This window comes from Lysinibacillus cavernae (assembly GCF_009724685.1).
Lineage (GTDB): Bacteria > Bacillota > Bacilli > Bacillales_A > Planococcaceae > Lysinibacillus > Lysinibacillus cavernae.
Map to the genome: position 1 here is coordinate 441,242 of NZ_WMEF01000001.1, position 18,109 is coordinate 459,350.

The 18,109-nt window shown below is 37.7% G+C and carries 16 protein-coding genes; all 16 read left to right on the forward strand.

All coding sequences use genetic code 11. From position 1 onward, the window contains the following. Positions 1–34: 34 nt before the first annotated feature. The 16 genes from GJU32_RS02150 to GJU32_RS02225 all read left to right on the forward strand — a co-directional run bounded on the left by GJU32_RS02150 (position 35) and on the right by GJU32_RS02225 (position 18,105). The gene (locus GJU32_RS02150) at positions 35–1,120 is read left to right on the forward strand and encodes a BMP family lipoprotein (RefSeq protein ID WP_155590296.1); all 1,086 of its coding nucleotides are present in this window, start codon (positions 35–37) and stop codon (positions 1,118–1,120) included. Positions 1,121–1,494: 374 nt separating this feature from the next. Continuing rightward, on the forward strand, positions 1,495–3,042 hold the full coding sequence (locus tag GJU32_RS02155; RefSeq protein WP_155590297.1) for an ABC transporter ATP-binding protein: 1,548 nt from the start codon (positions 1,495–1,497) through the stop codon (positions 3,040–3,042). Continuing rightward, positions 3,042–4,088, forward strand: coding sequence for an ABC transporter permease (locus GJU32_RS02160; RefSeq protein WP_155590298.1), 1,047 nt, complete (start codon positions 3,042–3,044; stop codon positions 4,086–4,088). The genes GJU32_RS02155 and GJU32_RS02160 overlap by 1 nt, the downstream gene beginning before the upstream one ends. Before the next feature lies 1 nt (position 4,089). Further along, positions 4,090–5,049 carry an ABC transporter permease gene (locus tag GJU32_RS02165; protein WP_155590299.1) on the forward strand — a complete coding sequence of 320 codons (960 nt, stop codon included), beginning with the start codon at positions 4,090–4,092 and terminating at the stop codon, positions 5,047–5,049. A 174-nt stretch (positions 5,050–5,223) separates the two neighbouring features. Further along, positions 5,224–6,495, forward strand: a complete 1,272-nt coding sequence (yfmF, locus tag GJU32_RS02170; RefSeq protein WP_155590300.1) for an EF-P 5-aminopentanol modification-associated protein YfmF — start codon at positions 5,224–5,226, stop codon at positions 6,493–6,495. After that, the gene (gene yfmH / locus GJU32_RS02175) at positions 6,492–7,793 is read left to right on the forward strand and encodes an EF-P 5-aminopentanol modification-associated protein YfmH (RefSeq protein ID WP_155590301.1); all 1,302 of its coding nucleotides are present in this window, start codon (positions 6,492–6,494) and stop codon (positions 7,791–7,793) included. Before yfmF ends, yfmH begins: the two co-directional genes overlap by 4 nt. Further along, a complete protein-coding gene (gene ymfI, locus GJU32_RS02180; RefSeq protein ID WP_155590302.1) occupies positions 7,790–8,518 on the forward strand; it encodes an elongation factor P 5-aminopentanone reductase in 729 nt (242 codons plus the stop codon). Before yfmH ends, ymfI begins: the two co-directional genes overlap by 4 nt. 44 nt (positions 8,519–8,562) lie before the next feature. Continuing rightward, positions 8,563–8,820, forward strand: coding sequence for a DUF3243 domain-containing protein (locus GJU32_RS02185; RefSeq protein ID WP_155590303.1), 258 nt, complete (start codon positions 8,563–8,565; stop codon positions 8,818–8,820). Positions 8,821–9,036: 216 nt separating this feature from the next. Beyond that, positions 9,037–9,822: a DUF3388 domain-containing protein gene (locus tag GJU32_RS02190; RefSeq protein ID WP_155590700.1), complete on the forward strand. Its 786-nt coding sequence runs from the start codon at positions 9,037–9,039 to the stop codon at positions 9,820–9,822. Positions 9,823–9,838: 16 nt separating this feature from the next. Continuing rightward, a complete protein-coding gene (locus tag GJU32_RS02195) occupies positions 9,839–10,771 on the forward strand; it encodes a helix-turn-helix domain-containing protein (protein WP_196426557.1) in 933 nt (310 codons plus the stop codon). Between the two features lie 47 nt (positions 10,772–10,818). Further along, positions 10,819–11,397 carry a CDP-diacylglycerol--glycerol-3-phosphate 3-phosphatidyltransferase gene (gene pgsA, locus GJU32_RS02200; protein WP_155590305.1) on the forward strand — a complete coding sequence of 193 codons (579 nt, stop codon included), beginning with the start codon at positions 10,819–10,821 and terminating at the stop codon, positions 11,395–11,397. Positions 11,398–11,414: 17 nt separating this feature from the next. After that, positions 11,415–12,674: a competence/damage-inducible protein A gene (locus GJU32_RS02205; protein ID WP_155590306.1), complete on the forward strand. Its 1,260-nt coding sequence runs from the start codon at positions 11,415–11,417 to the stop codon at positions 12,672–12,674. 160 nt (positions 12,675–12,834) lie between these two features. Next, complete coding sequence (recA, locus tag GJU32_RS02210; protein ID WP_155590307.1) at positions 12,835–13,899, forward strand: recombinase RecA; 1,065 nt, start codon at positions 12,835–12,837, stop codon at positions 13,897–13,899. A gap of 564 nt (positions 13,900–14,463) precedes the next feature. Continuing rightward, positions 14,464–16,023 carry a ribonuclease Y gene (gene rny / locus GJU32_RS02215; RefSeq protein ID WP_155590308.1) on the forward strand — a complete coding sequence of 520 codons (1,560 nt, stop codon included), beginning with the start codon at positions 14,464–14,466 and terminating at the stop codon, positions 16,021–16,023. Positions 16,024–16,142: 119 nt separating this feature from the next. Then, positions 16,143–16,925 (forward strand): tyrosine-protein phosphatase, encoded by a 783-nt coding sequence (locus tag GJU32_RS02220; RefSeq protein WP_230874895.1) that lies wholly within the window; start codon positions 16,143–16,145, stop codon positions 16,923–16,925. Between the two features lie 229 nt (positions 16,926–17,154). After that, positions 17,155–18,105 carry an O-antigen ligase family protein gene (locus tag GJU32_RS02225; protein WP_230874896.1) on the forward strand — a complete coding sequence of 317 codons (951 nt, stop codon included), beginning with the start codon at positions 17,155–17,157 and terminating at the stop codon, positions 18,103–18,105. Positions 18,106–18,109: the final 4 nt, after the last annotated feature.

An 18,109-nucleotide genomic window follows, 5' to 3' on the forward strand; every position in this document is an offset into this window, starting at 1 on the left:
CTGCTAATTACAATACCTTTGGGGGGTTAATTAAATGAAAAAACGTAAATTTGGTTTAGTATTAACATCAGTATTAGCGGCAAGTGCTATTTTAGGTGCTTGTGGTGCGAAAGACGACGAAAAACCTGCAAAAGACAATGACAATGCTTCAGGCGGTGACAACACAGAAGAAGCTTTCTCAGTAGCAATGGTTACTGACGTAGGTGGCGTTGATGACAAATCATTCAACCAATCTGCATGGGAAGGTGTTCAAGCTTACGGTAAAGAACACAGTTTATCAAAAGGCGATGGTGGTTTTGACTACCTACAATCAGCATCAGACGCTGACTATGAAACAAACTTAAACAACTTAATTCGTCGTGATTTTAACTTAGTATTTGGTATTGGCTTCATGATGGCTGATGCTATTGATGCAGTTGCTGTTGAAAATCCAGATAGCCATTTTGCATTAATTGACGCTGAAGTTGAAGCAGACAATGTTGTAAACGTACTGTTCAAAGAACAAGAAGGTGCTTTCTTAGCAGGTGTTGCTGCAGCAAAAGTGTCTAAAACAGGTAAAATCGGTTTCGTTGGTGGCGTTGATATTCCAGTTATTAACCGTTTCCACGCTGGTTTCGTTGAAGGGGCTAAAGCAGTAAACCCAGATATCGATATTCAAGTAAAATACACAGGTGCGTTTGATAAAGCGGATCTTGGTAAAATTACAGCGAATAGCATGTACTCTTCAGGTGTGGATGTAATCTTCCATGCTGCTGGTGCAACTGGTAACGGTGTATTCTCTGAAGCAAAAGAACGTAAAGCTAAAGATCCAAATGCAGATGTATGGGTAATTGGTGTAGATGCTGACCAATACGAAGAAGGTAAAGTAGACGATAAAACAAACGTAACGTTAACTTCTATGTTAAAAGGTGTTAATACAGCAGTAGTAGATATTTCAAATAGAGCGAAAAATGGTGATTTCCCAGGTGGAGAAACACTGGTTTACGGTTTAGCTGAAGATGGAGTTAAACTTGCAGATTCTCGCGGTGCAATTCCAGAAGATGTACAAAAAGTAATCGATGAATATAAAGAAAAAATTGCTAAGGGTGAAATCAAAGTTCCAGAAAAAGTGGAAAAATAATTCATCTTTTGATCATCATAAGGGACTTTTAAGAAGGACCTTATGATGATTTTTCAATCTATCGTTATATTTAGATTATTCGAAATACTCTATTTAACTAGATTTATATGAACCTTATAGAGGTAGTCATTATGATTTTAATAATGTTGGTAATAAGTTAATAGAAGAAAGGTTTCTAACGATGACCTTTCCTGTATTAATTTAGCAAAACATCTACTTCTATAGGAGGATAAGATCAATAAATAAAATATAGCCTCTGGTAGAAATCTAATTACTGGACGTATGGCTTATCTGTACCAGCAATCATGTAGCAGCAGATACTATACGTTAGGCGAAAATACTTAATAATAGTGCCTATTAAGGGAGTGACAATTTTGGAATATGTGATTGAAATGCTAGGAGTCCGTAAAGAATTCGGTAATTTCGTGGCGAATAATAACATCACCCTCCAACTGAAAAAAGGCGAAATCCATGCATTGCTTGGTGAAAATGGTGCAGGTAAATCGACTTTGATGAACGTCCTTTTTGGTTTGTATCAACCAGAGGGTGGCGAAATCCATGTTCGTGGGAAGGCTGTAAAAATTACTAACCCAAATGTTGCCAATGATTTAGGAATTGGTATGGTGCATCAGCACTTTATGTTGGTAGAAAATTTTACGGTAACAGAAAACATTATTTTAGGCACTGAGCCTACTAAGATGGGGATTGTCAATATAAAGGATGCGGCTAAGAAAGTACAAGCACTTTCTGAAAAGTATGGATTGGATGTTGATCCAAATGCCAAAATCGAGGACATCACAGTTGGTATGCAACAACGTGTTGAAATTTTAAAAACATTGTATCGTGGTGCCGAAATTTTAATTTTTGATGAACCAACTGCTTCATTAACGCCGCAAGAGATTACAGAATTGATTCAAATTATGCGTCGACTCATTGCAGAAGGTAAATCGATTATTTTAATTACGCATAAGCTAAAAGAAATTATGGAAGTTTCAGATCGTGTTACCATTATCCGCAAAGGGGAAGGGATTGGCACTGTTGTAACCGCTGCCACAAATCCTGATCAACTTGCTGAAATGATGGTTGGCCGCCAAGTTGAATTTAAAACAGAAAAAACGGAAGCAAATCCAACTGATGAAGTACTTTCCGTTAATAACTTGGTTGTAACGGATTATCGTAACATCGATAAAGTAAAAGGTCTTAACTTAAATGTTCGCAAAGGTGAAATCGTAGGTATTGCTGGTATCGATGGTAATGGTCAGTCCGAATTAATCGAGGCTATCACAGGCTTACGTAAAGTTAAAAGTGGTACTGTCAAATTAAATGGCAAAGATATTACCAACTTGAAACCTCGTAAAATTACAGAGGATGGCGTTGGGCATATTCCACAAGACCGACATAAGCATGGTTTAGTTTTAGATTTCCCGATTGGTCATAATATTGCACTGCAAACGTATTACCAAGCGCCGATTGCTAAGGGCTTTGTAATGGATTATAAAAAAGTGTCTGAAAAAGCCCGCCAAATCATTGAAGAGTACGATGTACGCACAGGTAATGGTGAAATGACACCAGCTCGTGCATTATCTGGTGGTAACCAACAAAAAGCGATTATTGGTCGTGAAATTGACCGTAATCCAGATTTATTAATTGCTGCTTTACCAACACGTGGACTGGATGTAGGGGCTATTGAATTCATTCACTCTCGTCTAATTGAGCAACGTGATAAAGGGAAAGCCGTTCTGTTAATCTCATTCGAATTAGATGAGGTCATGAATGTATCGGATCGTATTGCTGTTATTTATGATGGACAAATTGTAGATGAGTTGAATCCGAAAGAAACAACAGAACAAGAGCTAGGCTTACTAATGGCAGGGCAAAGTAAAAAAAATAATAAGCATGATGCGAAGGAGGGGAACGACTAATGTCAAATCGTGTCATTAATATACTCGTTCCTATCATCTCTATCATTATTGGTTTGATTGTAGGGGCTATCGTCATGGTAGTCAGTGGCTATGACCCGGTACAAGGTTATATCGCTCTTTGGACAGGTATTTTTGGAGATTCATATTCAATTGGGAACACAATTCGTCAAATTACACCTTATATTTTAGCAGGTCTTGCAGTAGCATTTGCTTTCCGCACAGGGCTGTTCAATATTGGTGTTGAAGGTCAGCTTATTTTAGGTTGGCTAGCAGCAGCTTGGGTAGGTTATGCATTTGAACTGCCTAAAGTCATTCACATACCATTGGCATTGCTTGCTGCAGCAGCTGCAGGTGCATTTTGGGCCTTTATTGCAGGTTTCTTAAAAGCGAAATTTAAAGTTCATGAAGTTATTGCGACGATTATGCTAAACTATACTGCACTTTATATTGCAAACGCAGTAATTAAAAAATTGTCCGATGGTAGCTTCAAAACAGAACGTATTCATGAATCCGCTTCATTACGTTCTCCGTTTTTAAGAGAGCTTACAGACAATTCAAGTCTTCACTATGGGATCATTGTTGCACTTTTAATGGTAGCAGTTATGTGGTTCATTTTAGAAAAAACAACACGTGGTTACGAGCTAAAAGCAGTAGGTTTTAACAAAAATGCTGCTGATTATGCAGGTATGAGTGTCAATAAAAATATTATTTTAGCTATGACCATTTCAGGTATGTTTGCAGGTCTTGGTGGTGCAATGGAAGCTTTAGGTACGTTCCAGAATGCATCCATTAAACCTGGCTTTACAGGAATTGGTTTTGACGGGATTGCTGTTGCACTACTTGGTGCCAATACACCACTTGGGGTAATATTTGGGGCTTCACTTTTCGGTTCTTTGAAATACGGTGCACTAAATATGCCAAATGCTGCGGGTATTCCAGAAGAAATCGTATCAATTATCATTGCATTGATTATCTTCTTCGTTGCATCAGGCTATATTATTCGAGTAGGCTTGCAAAAGCTGAGCAAGAAAAAGGAGGGACAATAACATGAGCTTTTTAGAAATGTTATATTTCATCATCCCTTCAGCGATTCTTTATGCAACACCTTTGATTTTTACCTCCATCGGTGGTGTATTCTCTGAACGCTCTGGTGTTGTCAACATCGGGCTAGAAGGCTTAATGATTGTGGGTGCTTTTGTTGGTATTTATGTCAATTTAGAATTCGCTTCATCATTAGGTGCGGCAACAATTTGGGTAGCGATGTTAGCAGCTGTTGTGATAGGTGCGATTTTCTCTTTATTCCATGCCGTTGCTTCTATTTCTTTCCGTGCCGATCAAACGGTATCAGGGGTAGCAATTAACTTACTAGGCTTAGCTGCTACAGTATTCTTAGTTAAAATGATTTATGATAAAGGTCAAACAGATATGATTGACCAACCGATTCGTCGTTTTGGTATTCCCTATCTAGAAGATATTCCATTCTTCGGTCGTTTATTGTTCCATGATGTTTACAGTACATCCATCCTAGCTTTTGCTGTTGCAATAGGGGCATGGTTTATCATTTATAAAACACCGTTTGGGTTGCGTTTACGTGCTGTTGGTGAACACCCAATGGCAGCAGATACAATGGGTATTAACGTCAATAAAATGCGCTATATTGCCGTGATGATTTCTGGGGCATTAGGTGGTCTTGGTGGTGCAGTCTATGCACAAACAATTACACATGATTTCTCACATGCAACAATTGCTGGTCAAGGCTTTATGGCCATTGCTGCAATGATTTTCGGGAAATGGCATCCAATTGGTGCACTAGGCGCTGCATTATTCTTCGGTTTAGCACAAACATTAAGTATTGCAGGAAATCAAATTCCGTTAATCGAGAATGTGCCAGCAGTTTATCTGCAAATTTTACCATATGTCTTAACGATTCTTGCTTTAGCAGGATTTATTGGTAAAGCGAACGCGCCAAAAGCTAGTGGACAACCTTATATTAAAGGTAAACGCTAAGAAAAAAAGTCATTATCAAAGACTGAGCCAACTATGCTCAGTCTTTTTTTATGCAATTGGTTTATTTTTTAATTTTTCCCATACATACTTTGGATTCCTTTTGCAATTATAGACAATAGACATGTATAGTATGTGTAGTACATCGTTATATTAAGAAGGATAGGAGGGTTTCATATGTTTAAAACAATACCTTTTGCAAAAGGTGTCAATTTGCATATCCGACAAACAACCCAATTTAAAACTGTAAATTTTTCGATTAAATGGAGAAGAGCATTAACGGCTAAAAGTGCATCAGAACGTACGGTGTTAACAAATGTACTACAGCACAGCAATGCTAAATATAAGACAACTGCTGCTTTTCGAAGTTTTTTAGATGACTTGTATGGTACTGTTTTATATTTTGATACATCTAAGCGAGGTAATGAACATACGGTATTGATGAATGTAGAGACTGTGAATGATCATTACCTAGCAAATACAAGTGTGTTAAATGACGTACTTGGTTTATTGCACACGGCCATTTTTGAACCTAATTTAGAAAACGGTGTCTTTAAGGAAACGATTGTAGAACGTGAGAAAAAAACAGTCATTCAACGTATTGAATCTATTTTTGATGATAAATCTCGCTTTGCACAGGTCCGCTTACAACAAATTTTGAGACCAAATGAGCCTGCATCGATTTCAGCGAATGGTAGTTTAGAGGAAATTCAAAAAATTACACCTGCTTCCTTGTTTGAGGCTTATCAATCCATGCTAGCTAACGACAAAATAGATATTTATGTGGCTGGAGACATTAATGAAGAGGAAATTGTAGCGGAATTAAAAAAAGCGCTACCATTTAATGATCGCACACCTGAGGAAGTTCCAGCAGTACTTCCACAACAGCATCCTGATAACGATTATGTAAGAGAACAGCATGAAATGAAGCAAGGCAAGCTCCATATTGGCTTTAGCACGCCTATAAGATTTGGGGATGCAGACTTTGCCAAAATGCAAATCTTTAATGGCGTTTTTGGTGGCTATCCACATGCAAAATTGTTTATGAATGTTCGTGAAAAAGAAAGTCTTGCTTATTATGCTTCTAGTTCCTATGCATCGCATTATGGTCTCGTTTTTGTTGTTTCTGGTATTGAGGCTAAAAATGAAGAAAAAGCGCTGTCATTAATTAAAGAACAACTTGCGGTCATGCAGGATGGTGACATTACTGATTTAGAGCTGGAGCAAACAAAGGCCATGCTAACGAATCAATTAAAAGAGGCATTAGATTCTGCCCGAGGACAAATCGAAATTTTTGATCAATATAAGGATTTACCTGAGGAATTTTCTGTTGAAGCTTGGGCAAATAAGTGGAAAGCTGTGACGAAGGAAGATGTTGTTGCAATGGCAAAGCAAGTGCAGCTTGAAGCGGTCTATTTCTTATGTGGAAAGGAGCAAGCCGCACAATGAAAACAATTGAATTTAAACAATTAGATGAAACACTTTATTATGAAAAACTAGACAACGGCTTAGATGTTTATATATTGCCTAAAAAGGGCTTTTCCAAAACATTTGTGACGTTTACAACAAAATATGGCTCTGTCGATCGTACTTTTGTACCGGTTGGTGGAACAGAAAGTATTACTGTGCCAGATGGCATAGCACACTTTTTAGAGCATAAAATGTTCGAAAAAGAAGATGGTGATGTTTTCCAAAAATTTAGTGAGTATGGTGCTTCGGCTAATGCCTTTACATCTTTCACACGTACGGCTTACTTATTTTCTTCTACGGACAATATTTATAAAAGTACAGAAACTTTATTGAATTTTGTCCAAGAGCCATACTTTACAGAAGCTACTGTAAACAAAGAAAAAGGGATTATTGGGCAAGAAATTACGATGTATGATGATCAACCAGACTGGCGCCTATATTTTGGCACAATTGAAAACATGTATCATCACCATCCTGTAAAAATTGATATTGCGGGTACAATTGAATCGATTGATGGCATTACAGCAGAGCATCTATATACTTGCTACAATACGTTTTATCATCCATCAAATATGTTGTTATTTGTTATTGGCGCTGTAGACCCAGAAGAAATGATGACTTTTATTCGTGATAATCAAGGTAAAAAAGAGTTCACAGAGCCTACGCCAATTCAACGTTTCTTTGATACAGAACCAACAGAGGTAGCCATCAAAGAGCGTACATTAAACATGGATGTACAAAAGCCTAAAATTTATGTTGGTCTGAAAGCGAAAGAAACTAATTTGTCAGGTCAAGGCATGTTGAAGCATGAGCTTTCTGTTCAAATCGCTCTTGAGCTTATTTTTGGTCGTACATCTAATTTTTATGAACGTGTTTACGAAGAAGGGTTAATTGATGAGACGTATGCTTTTGATTTTACGTTAGAAAATGGCTTTGGATTTGGCATGATCGGTTCTGATTCAGCAGAGCCTGATAAGTTAGCAAAAGTGATAACAGAAGAATTAGCAAAGTATGATGGAGATGCCCAATTTGAAAGTGCTGATTTAGAAAGAATAAAACGTAAAAAAATTGGTTTCTTCCTACGTGCACTGAATTCTATTGAATTTATCGCAAATCAATTTACACGTTATTCCTTTAATGACATGAATTTATTTGATGTAGTACCAGTTCTTGAGGCATTAACAGTTGAGGATTTACACGAAGCATTTGCTTCCATTCAAGGTGAATCTCAACAAACTATCTTTAAAATTTTACCAAGTAAGCAGGCAACAGAGTGAAAAAATTTGCCCTTGTTTTAGGCGCATCAGGTGAGATCGGTCATGCTATTTGTCAACGCTTAGCTGAAGACGGTTGGTCCATCTATGTGCATTATTCAACTAACAAAAATGCGGCACAGACCTTATGTGATACGCTCTCTAAAATTTTCCCTGCACAAGAATTTATGCTTGTACAGGGGGATTTTTCAACATTAACAGGAGCGGAAATAGTAGCAGCGCAAATTTTTAATGTGCAGGCCATCGTCTTTGCTAACGGGCAAGCGCATTATTCATTGCTAGAAGATACAACTGTGGATGATATGGACGCTTTATGGCGTGTACATGTTCAAAATCCAATGCGACTGACAGCTCTACTATCTGAGAAACTACGCAAACATGATGTGAGTTATGTATTATTTATTGGCTCCATTTGGGGTGAGGCTGGCTCAGCAGGTGAGGCACTATATGCCACTGTAAAAGGTGCACAACATGCTTTTGTCAAATCTTATGCAAAAGAAGCGGCACTATCTCATATTAGAGTAAATGCTATTGCACCTGGTTTTATTAATACGTCAATGAACAGTCATTTAAGTCAAGAGGAGCTTGATTATATTCTGGAGGCTATTCCTTTAGGCTCCATTGGACAAACAAAGGACGTAGCTGAAATGGTACGCTTTTATTTGTCTGGTCATGCCGACTATGTGACAGGACAAATCATCAGATTAAATGGTGGTTGGTACATATAATATTCTCTTCTGCACATACTACATGTGTAAAGGAGGAGGAACATATGACCATTTTAGAAAACTGGCAAAAATGGACATCGTTTTTAGGGCAAAACGTTATGCAAGCTGAATCAAGTGGTATGCCAAAGAAAATGATTCAAACTGCAGCTGTTCAAATTGGGGAATATTTAGCGACAAATGTCGACCCTAAAAACGAACAAGAGCGAGTGCTGTCGGATTTATGGGGCGTTGCCTCTGAAGATGAAAAGCATGCTTTAGCGAATTGTGTCGTTAAGCTTGTACAAAATAAGCATGTGCAATAGATAAAAGAGGAGAGTCTATCTCCTCTTTTTTCTATACAAAAAAGTAATTAATCGGTGAAAACGGGAACGTATGTACATGCATTAAAAAAAATTAGTAAGTTTTTATAAATAACGCCATAATTCCATGTATTCTAACTTTCCATTACATAAAAAATCAGCTATGATGGAACTTATAAAAGATTTTTTACGTTAACTAATAGGAAGGGAACGAGTGTGTTGAGCGATTGGTACTTTGAATATGAAATTCAGGTGAATCGCCCTGGATTATTAGGAGATATTACTTCACTTTTAGGGATGCTTGGTGTCAATATTATTTCAATAAATGGTGTCGATGAGGATCGACGTGGTATGTTAGTGCATACAGACAATGATGAAGCAATTGAGCGTTTTCGCACAATTGTTTCGACAATGGAACATATTAACGTGACCAAATTTCGACAACCAAAACTTCGTGACCGCCTAGCTATTAGGCATGGTCGTTATATTCCTCGAGATGCAGACGAAAAAAATACTTTCCACTTCGTTAGAGACGAGCTTGGTATTTTAGTCGATTTTATGGCAGAGCTCTTTAAAAAAGAGGGGCATAAGCTGATAGGTATTCGTGGTATGCCACGTGTTGGGAAAACCGAATCTATTGTAGCAGCAAGTGTTTGTGCCAATAAAAAATGGATTTTCTTATCATCCACAATGATTAAACAAACAGTTCGTAATAAACTTGTGGGAGATGAATTTAGTCGTAACAATATTTTTATTTTAGACGGTATTGTGACTCGACGTTCAACTGATGAGCGACATCTTCAATTAGTGCGTGAAATGATGAATATGCCGTGCATCAAAGTTGTAGAGCATCCAGATATGTTTGTTCAGCATTCAGAATATAAGATAGAGGATTTTGATTATATCATTGAACTGCGTCATCACACTGATGAAGAAATTACTTATGAAATAATGGAAAAAAATCACATGTCCGAATCCGATTCATTTGGAGGATTTAATTTTTAATTTGATGTTAAAGTAGGTGTTATTAGTGGCAGAATTAGGGACTCGACTGAAAGAGGCGAGACTGTCTAAAGGCTACAGCTTAGACGATTTACAAGAAATAACAAAAATTCAAAAGCGTTATTTAGTAGGTATTGAAGAGGGTAATTATTCCATTATGCCTGGCTCATTTTATGTACGAGCTTTTATTAAGCAATATGCAGAAGCTGTTGGTTTGAATGCAGAGGAAATTTTAGAGACTTATAAAAGTGAACTACCAGCTACGCCAAATGACCAAGTGAGCCAATCGATGACGAATAGTCCAAGCAGAAGAAAGGTAACGAAAGGCCCTTCCAATAAAATGATGGAGGCTATGCCAAAAATCATTGTAGCTTTATTTATCGTTGTGATCATTGTGGCAATATGGGTGCTGTGGCAGTCAAAAAATAGTGCAGGGCCAAGTGAAGTAGAAAATCCTACTCCTCCTGAAATGGAATATGATACAAATGTCAATCCAATTGATAGTGAGAAGGATAAAAAAGATAAAGAAAATAAAGATGCACAGAAAGATGATAAAGAAAATACAGACTCTACAGAAGAAACACCAACTGATGAAGATCAAACTGATCAAACTGAAGAGCTAAAGCAAACAATTTCCGCGGGTACTGTTGAGACAGATGGAGCGACAACTTCTTATACTTTAACAGGTACTGATGCAATGAAAATTAAAATCGAAGTATCAGGTCCTACATTTGTCGGTATTCGAAACCAACAGCAACAAGAATTATTAACGGATTCACGTGTCTATAATGCTGGGGAAGTAGTTGAGTTCGATGCAACAACTCAAAACTTTGTTCGTATCCGTCTCGGTAATTCAACGCAAGCTAAAATCTATATTAATGACGAACTTCTAACGTATGCACAGCAAATTGTAACGCAAAATATCGTCATCAATTTCAATAAAGAACAGTAGTCATCGAGTGATGACTACTTTCTTTCATCATGAAAGGTGTTAGAAAAATGAACATTCCAAATAAAATTACCATCTCTCGAATCTTGCTTATTCCATTCTTTGTCATTGTTATGATGTTTGATTTTGGCTTGGGAACATTGACACTATTTGGTGCAGAGATGCCAATCCATCATTTTATAGGTGCACTTATTTTTATCTTTGCTTCAACAACTGATTGGGTGGATGGTTATTATGCACGTAAGTATAATCTTGTGACAACGTTTGGGAAATTTTTAGATCCCTTAGCGGACAAATTACTTGTTTCAGCAGCCTTCATTTTAATGGTTGAACTTGATATGGCACCTGCCTGGATTATCATCATTATTATTAGCCGTGAATTTGCTGTAACTGGTTTACGTCTCATTTTGGCAGGTGGGGGAGAAGTCGTTGCTGCAAATCAGCTTGGTAAAATCAAAACTTGGGTACAAATAGTAGCGATCGCTGCTGCTCTCTTACACAACACAATCTTTACGTTGGTTGGTATTCCATTTGATATGATTATGCTTTATATTGCATTGTTCTTTACGCTTTGGTCTGGGTGGGATTATTTCTACCTAAATCGACGTGTTTTACTTGAGTCTAAATAAGAAAGGTCTTGTGGATCATGAATGCTGAAATTCTTGCGGTTGGCTCAGAACTTTTATTAGGTCAAATTACGAATACAAATGCGAGATTTATTTCAAGTCAGTTATCCGAGCTTGGCATAAACGTTTTTTATCATACAGTCGTGGGAGATAATGCGAAACGTTTAGAACAAGCTATTGAAGTGGCAGAGTCTCGTGCTAATTTAATTATTTTTTCGGGAGGGCTTGGACCTACGAAAGATGATTTAACAAAGGAAACGATTGCTCGTCATCTTGGTGTTTCACTTGAGTTTGATAACGTTGCATTAACGTATATTGAGCAGTTTTTTGCCAAACGAGGGCGTTCAATGACGGAGAATAATCGTAAACAGGCATTAATTTTAGCTGGTAGTGAAGTGTTAGCCAACCACCATGGAATGGCACCTGGTATGATTTTCACAAAGAATGATTGCACGTATATGTTACTTCCAGGACCACCAAAAGAGTTGGAGCCAATGTTTCAATTTGAGGCCAAACCAAAGCTTGCTGCGATGCTGAATGATGGAGGGATCATTGCATCTCATGTTATGCGATTTTATGGAATTGGTGAGGCTGAGCTCGAAGTACGTGTTCAAGATATTTTAGATTCACAAACAAATCCAACAGTTGCTCCACTTGCTTCAGATGGTGAGGTAACATTGCGCGTAACAGCAAAAGCGGCAACAGAGCAGCATGCTCAGCAGCTCATTGCTGGGAAAGTTGCAGAGATACAGGCACTTGTTGGTGATTATCAATATGGTGTAGATGATGATTCTCTTGCCTCGAAAACGGTTGAAATGCTACTGGATAATAAGCTAACAATTGCTGCTGCGGAAAGTTTAACAGCTGGATTATTCCAATCTGAGCTCGCTGAAATTCCTGGGGTAGGAAATGCGCTTATTGGAGGCGTTGTTACCTATGCAGCTGATGCGAAAGTAAAACAGCTTGGCATTTCAAAAGAATTAATTGATACACATGGTGTTGTCAGTGGCGAGTGTGCTGCGGCAATGGCAAGTGCTGTGCGTGAAAAATTTGCTACAAATATTGGGATTGGTCTCACAGGAGAAGCAGGTCCCACAGCGCACGATCATCAGCCAGTAGGTACGGTTTGGATTGGTATTGCTATCGATGATGAGGAGCCACTTACATATTTACTTCACTTATCTGGCATGCGAAATACGAATCGACTCCGTGCAGTGAAATTTACATGCCATTATTTAATGCAGCTTTTAGAAGAACATGGTTATACAAAACGATATTAAATAGAGTAAAAATTAGGGATTTGGGTAGATGAAAACTATCCAAATTTTTATTTTGAAGAAAAAACGAATAAATGTTCGCTTTTTTCTTGCGTGTTTTCTCAAAAACAAGTATAGTAGAGATAGATAAAAACAGTGAACAGTTTTCGAAGGAGGAAAATGAATGAGTGATCGTAAAGCAGCCTTAGAGCAGGCTTTAAAACAAATTGAAAAGAATTTTGGTAAAGGTTCAATCATGAAACTCGGTGAAAAAACCGATTTAGAAATTGCGACATCTTCGAGTGGTTCGCTAGCACTTGATGCGGCATTAGGAGTTGGCGGTTATCCACGTGGACGTATTATCGAAGTATACGGTCCAGAGTCATCTGGTAAAACAACAGTTGCTCTACATGCTATTGCTGAAGTACAGGCAGCAGGTGGACAAGCAGCATTTATTGATGCGGAGCATGCATTAGACCCAATCTATGCTCAAAAATTAGGTGTCAATATTGATGAGCTATTATTATCACAGCCAGATACAGGGGAGCAAGCACTTGAAATTGCTGAAGCATTAGTACGTAGTGGTGCTATTGATATCATCGTTATTGACTCTGTTGCTGCCTTAGTGCCAAAAGCTGAAATTGAAGGGGATATGGGTGACTCTCATGTCGGCTTACAAGCACGATTAATGTCTCAAGCATTACGTAAACTTTCAGGTGCGATTAATAAATCAAAAACGATAGCTATTTTCATTAACCAAATTCGTGAAAAAATTGGTGTAATGTTCGGAAACCCAGAAACTACACCAGGTGGACGTGCGCTTAAATTCTACAGCTCTGTACGTTTAGAAGTTCGTCGCGCAGAGGCTATTAAGCAAGGTAATGATATTGTTGGTAACCGTACAAAAATTAAAATTGTTAAAAATAAAGTAGCGCCGCCATTCCGTACAGCTGAAGTAGATATTATGTATGGTGAAGGGATTTCTAAAGAGGGCGAAACAGTTGATTTAGGTGTAGAATTAGACATTGTACAAAAAAGTGGTTCTTGGTATGCGTATGGTGACGAGCGCTTAGGACAGGGACGAGAAAATGCCAAACAGTATTTAAAAGAAAATGTTGCTGTTTTGGAAGAAATCGCTAATAAAATTCGAGCTTCTTACGGTATTGCAGCTGCTTCTTATACAATTGCTGCACATGATGAGGAAGAGATGGATGAAGAATTAATGTTACTTCTTGAAGAAGAAAAATAAATCACTGCATTGTTTCCACTTTATTGAGGGAACAATGCATTTTTTTGTCTATATTCTTATATTTTTACACATAATAAGAGAGATGTTATATCCCTTGGAGTTTATTTCTAATGTACTGTTTTAATAATAATTGTATATATGAAGAAGTTTTTTCTAGTGTAAAAGTAATAGGGAAAAAATTCACTGAATGGATAGGGCTTACTTTTTTTCGGTTGGAGAGCGTTCAGACGCCCGACTATCCTTGACAGAGCTTGAGGCTAGCTATACAATTAAATATGTATAATTTCTGAATTATGACTTTAAATAGGCAGTACATTTTATCTTCATTTAGCAAATGTTTTATAGTGAAATGGACATCACACTTTTTAGAGATTTCCTTGTAATTGGTGGTTGTTCCTTTTCAATAGATGCATAAACAGCTACTGAATGAAGCTAGAGCCTTTGGCGAATTGAGCAGATTTTGTATAAGTACAAAGTCAACATCTGGCGTAATTTCGTCAAGGCGACATTGATGTATGCGCCGACTGAAACTGTAATACCCAAATAGCAAGAGGAGGTGTTCATATGGATGGAATTACTATCATCTCCGCTTTGCTTGGACTCATCGTTGGTGCCGCTGTTAGCTATATCTACATGAAAAAAGTGAATGACTCAAAAATCACTGGTGCTAAACATGTCGCTGAAACAATCGTTGAAGAAGGAAAACGAGAAGCGGAGGCAATGAAGAAAGAAGCACTACTTGAAGCCAAAGATGAAACTCACAAATTTCGTACTGAAGCCGAAAATGACATTCGTGAACGTCGTTTAGAACTTCAAAAACAAGAGAACCGTTTATTGCAAAGAGAAGAGAATCTTGATCGCAAGGATGATGCTCTAAATAAGAGAGAAGCAGGCTTAGAGCGTAAAGAGCAAGCTCTAGCTGAAAGACAACAGCATATTGAACAGATGGAGAGCAAAGTGGACGAGCTCGTTGCATCACAAAAAACAGAACTAGAACGTATTTCTGCTTTAACTAGAGAAGAAGCTAAATCAATTATCTTAAATGAAGTAGAAAAAGAATTGACAACTGATATTGCTGTGATGACGAAGGAAGCTGAAACACGTGCGAAAGAAGACTCAGATAAAAAAGCGCGTGAAATTTTATCATTAGCATTACAACGCTTTGCCGCAGATCACGTAGCAGAAACAACTGTATCTGTTGTGAACTTGCCAAATGATGAAATGAAAGGCCGTATTATTGGTCGCGAAGGTCGTAATATCCGTACACTGGAAACGTTAACAGGAATCGATTTAATTATTGATGATACACCGGAAGCGGTTATATTATCAGGCTTCGATCCAATTCGTCGTGAAACGGCTCGACTTGCACTTGAAAAACTTGTACAGGATGGTCGCATTCACCCTGCCCGCATTGAGGAAATGGTGGAAAAAGCTCGACGTGAAGTGGATGAACAAATCCGCGAAACAGGTGAGCAAACTACATTTGAAATTGGTATTCATAACTTACATCCAGATTTAATGAAAATTCTAGGCCGCATGAAATATCGTACAAGCTATGGACAAAACGTCCTAAAACATTCAATTGAAGTCGCACATTTAGCAGGATTACTTGCTGCTGAACTTGGTGAAGATGTAGCATTAGCTCGTCGCGCAGGCTTATTACATGATATTGGGAAAGCAATTGACCATGAAGTAGAAGGTAGCCACGTCGAAATCGGTGTGGAATTAGCAACAAAATATAAAGAACATCCAGTTGTAATTAACAGTATCGCTTCACATCATGGTGATACTGAAGCAACATCTGTCATTGCGGTATTAGTCGCTGCAGCTGATGCATTATCAGCAGCTCGTCCAGGTGCACGCAGTGAAACACTTGAAAACTATATCCGCAGACTTGAAAAGTTAGAGGAAATTTCTGAAAGCTATGATGGCGTAGAAAAATCTTATGCAATTCAAGCTGGCCGTGAAATTCGTATCATTGTACAACCTGAAAAAATTGATGATTTAGCATCCCATCGTCTTGCACGTGATATTCGCAAACGTATTGAGGAAGAGTTAGATTATCCAGGTCATATTAAAGTAACAGTCATTCGCGAAACACGTGCTGTGGAGTACGCGAAATAATATTGAAAGTTAGAGGTTTCTTTAGATTACTATCTAGAGAGCCTCTTTTTTAATATCAATAGAGTCATGTTTGAGGAGCGTCCATCATAAAAAAGAAGAAGACTAAATTTTGATTAACGATGAAAGATGTGATAATCATGATCGATCTCCATGCACATGTATTATATGGTGTGGATGATGGACCGAAAAATGAGATGGACTCCTTGTATATGCTAAGGCAAGCTGCAAGAGAAGGCATAACAGATATCATTTGTACATCTCATGCGATGCACCCACAATTTCATGTTCCATATAGCAAAGTAGAAGATCAGGTAAAGGACTTACAACAGTTATTGCAACATCATCAAATTCATATCACACTCCATACAGGCCACGAAATTCGCTTACATGAAGAACTTCCTACATTACTTCAGCAACAGCAATTGCATCCATTAGCACAGTCAAAATATATCCTATTCGAACTTCCTTCTAGCACCATTCCCGCCTATACGATAGAGATGATAAGGCAATTGAAATCATCTGGCTATAGACCAATTTTGGCACATCCAGAACGAAATTTTGCTATTAGAGAAAATCCGAAGAGACTGGATGCCCTTATTCAACAGGGCGTCTTCACACAGCTGACGGCGGGTAGTTTGACAGGGTTGTATGGTAAGGAGGTCCAGCGTTTATCACTCGCTTTAGTGAGGGCAAATTACATTCATACGATTGGTTCTGACGCGCACAATATCCGCACACGAAGTTTTTGCTATCAAGCAGCGCTCCATTATCTAGAAAAGAAGAAGGAGGTAGATACGATAAATCACCTCTTAAATAATAATGCAAGCGTTTTAGCAAACAAACCTATTTTTCCACTTGAATTAGGGGACATCGCTATAAAGAAACGATGGCCTATTTTTTAAACGTCTTTGTAGAATTGAGCGTGAGAATCACATGAAATTATTCTACACATTAATGTTTAGCTCACTTATTTTTATGAGCCTCATGCAACCAGTCGCTGGAATTTTCCATAAATCATCTTTATTATTCAGCCTGCTAATCATAATAGTATCAATACTCCTGCATAAAAAAATCATCATTCAAAATGTACAAGCTAGTGTTTTTTTTAGTTTATATACTTTTTTTTGTGTAATGTCAGCGGGTGTAAATCAGGATATGGCGTTATTGAAAAACAGTCTGCAATTAATGTGCATGTTTGTAGCTGTTTCCATTTTTTTTAATGACCTTGTGAAAGAGCGTGTTTTAGAAATTGTTTTAAATAGTGTTCTGATTGCTTATTTACCATTTTTAGTTTTATGTTTTCAGCAAGCGAATTATATGTTTGATGCTTTTGCAGGGGTATTTGAAAACCCGAATACAATGGGATTTTCAATGATTGGGTTAATGATTGTTGTGCTGATGAGGCTGTATAACGTTGCAATGCAAATGTTACATGGTCAACAACGTATAAAATGTATGCTGTCTTTTATGCTCTATACAATCATCTATTTAGTTGGTTTGTATGTCATTTTGCTATCAAATGCACGTACTTCATTACTAACAGTTGCTTTTGCTACAGTTGTTGTATTTGTGTGTATTGTCAAAAGCATGAACAAAACCTTCCTACCATTCATAAAGTTTATCGCACTCTTTACAGCCGTAGCTTTCACCGTTGTAATGATAATGATGAACATGAACATGATGCAAGAGGCGATACAAAGTATTCGATTAAAAATGGAGAAAAAGTCTATGAACATAACAGATGGCCGTCTAGAAATTTGGCAATATGTATTTGAGCATTTTAATTTCTGGGGACATGGTGTTGAATCACTATGGTCTATAGGTGTTTCTCATGCACATAATACATTTATTAATATTTTACAGGAAGCAGGATTGCTGGCACTCATCAGTTATTGTTTGTTTCTATTTGTAATCGCCAAAGGCTATCGTCAAATGAATGAACAGCTCATCGTGTTTACAGGTTTGGTCATAGTAGCAGTACTAGGTGTTTCCACATTTGAAATACTTTATTTTAATATGCTCCATATCCTTGTATTTGTTGTAAGTGGGAGCATAAGGGATCAGGGCAAAAAAACGATTTGACCGA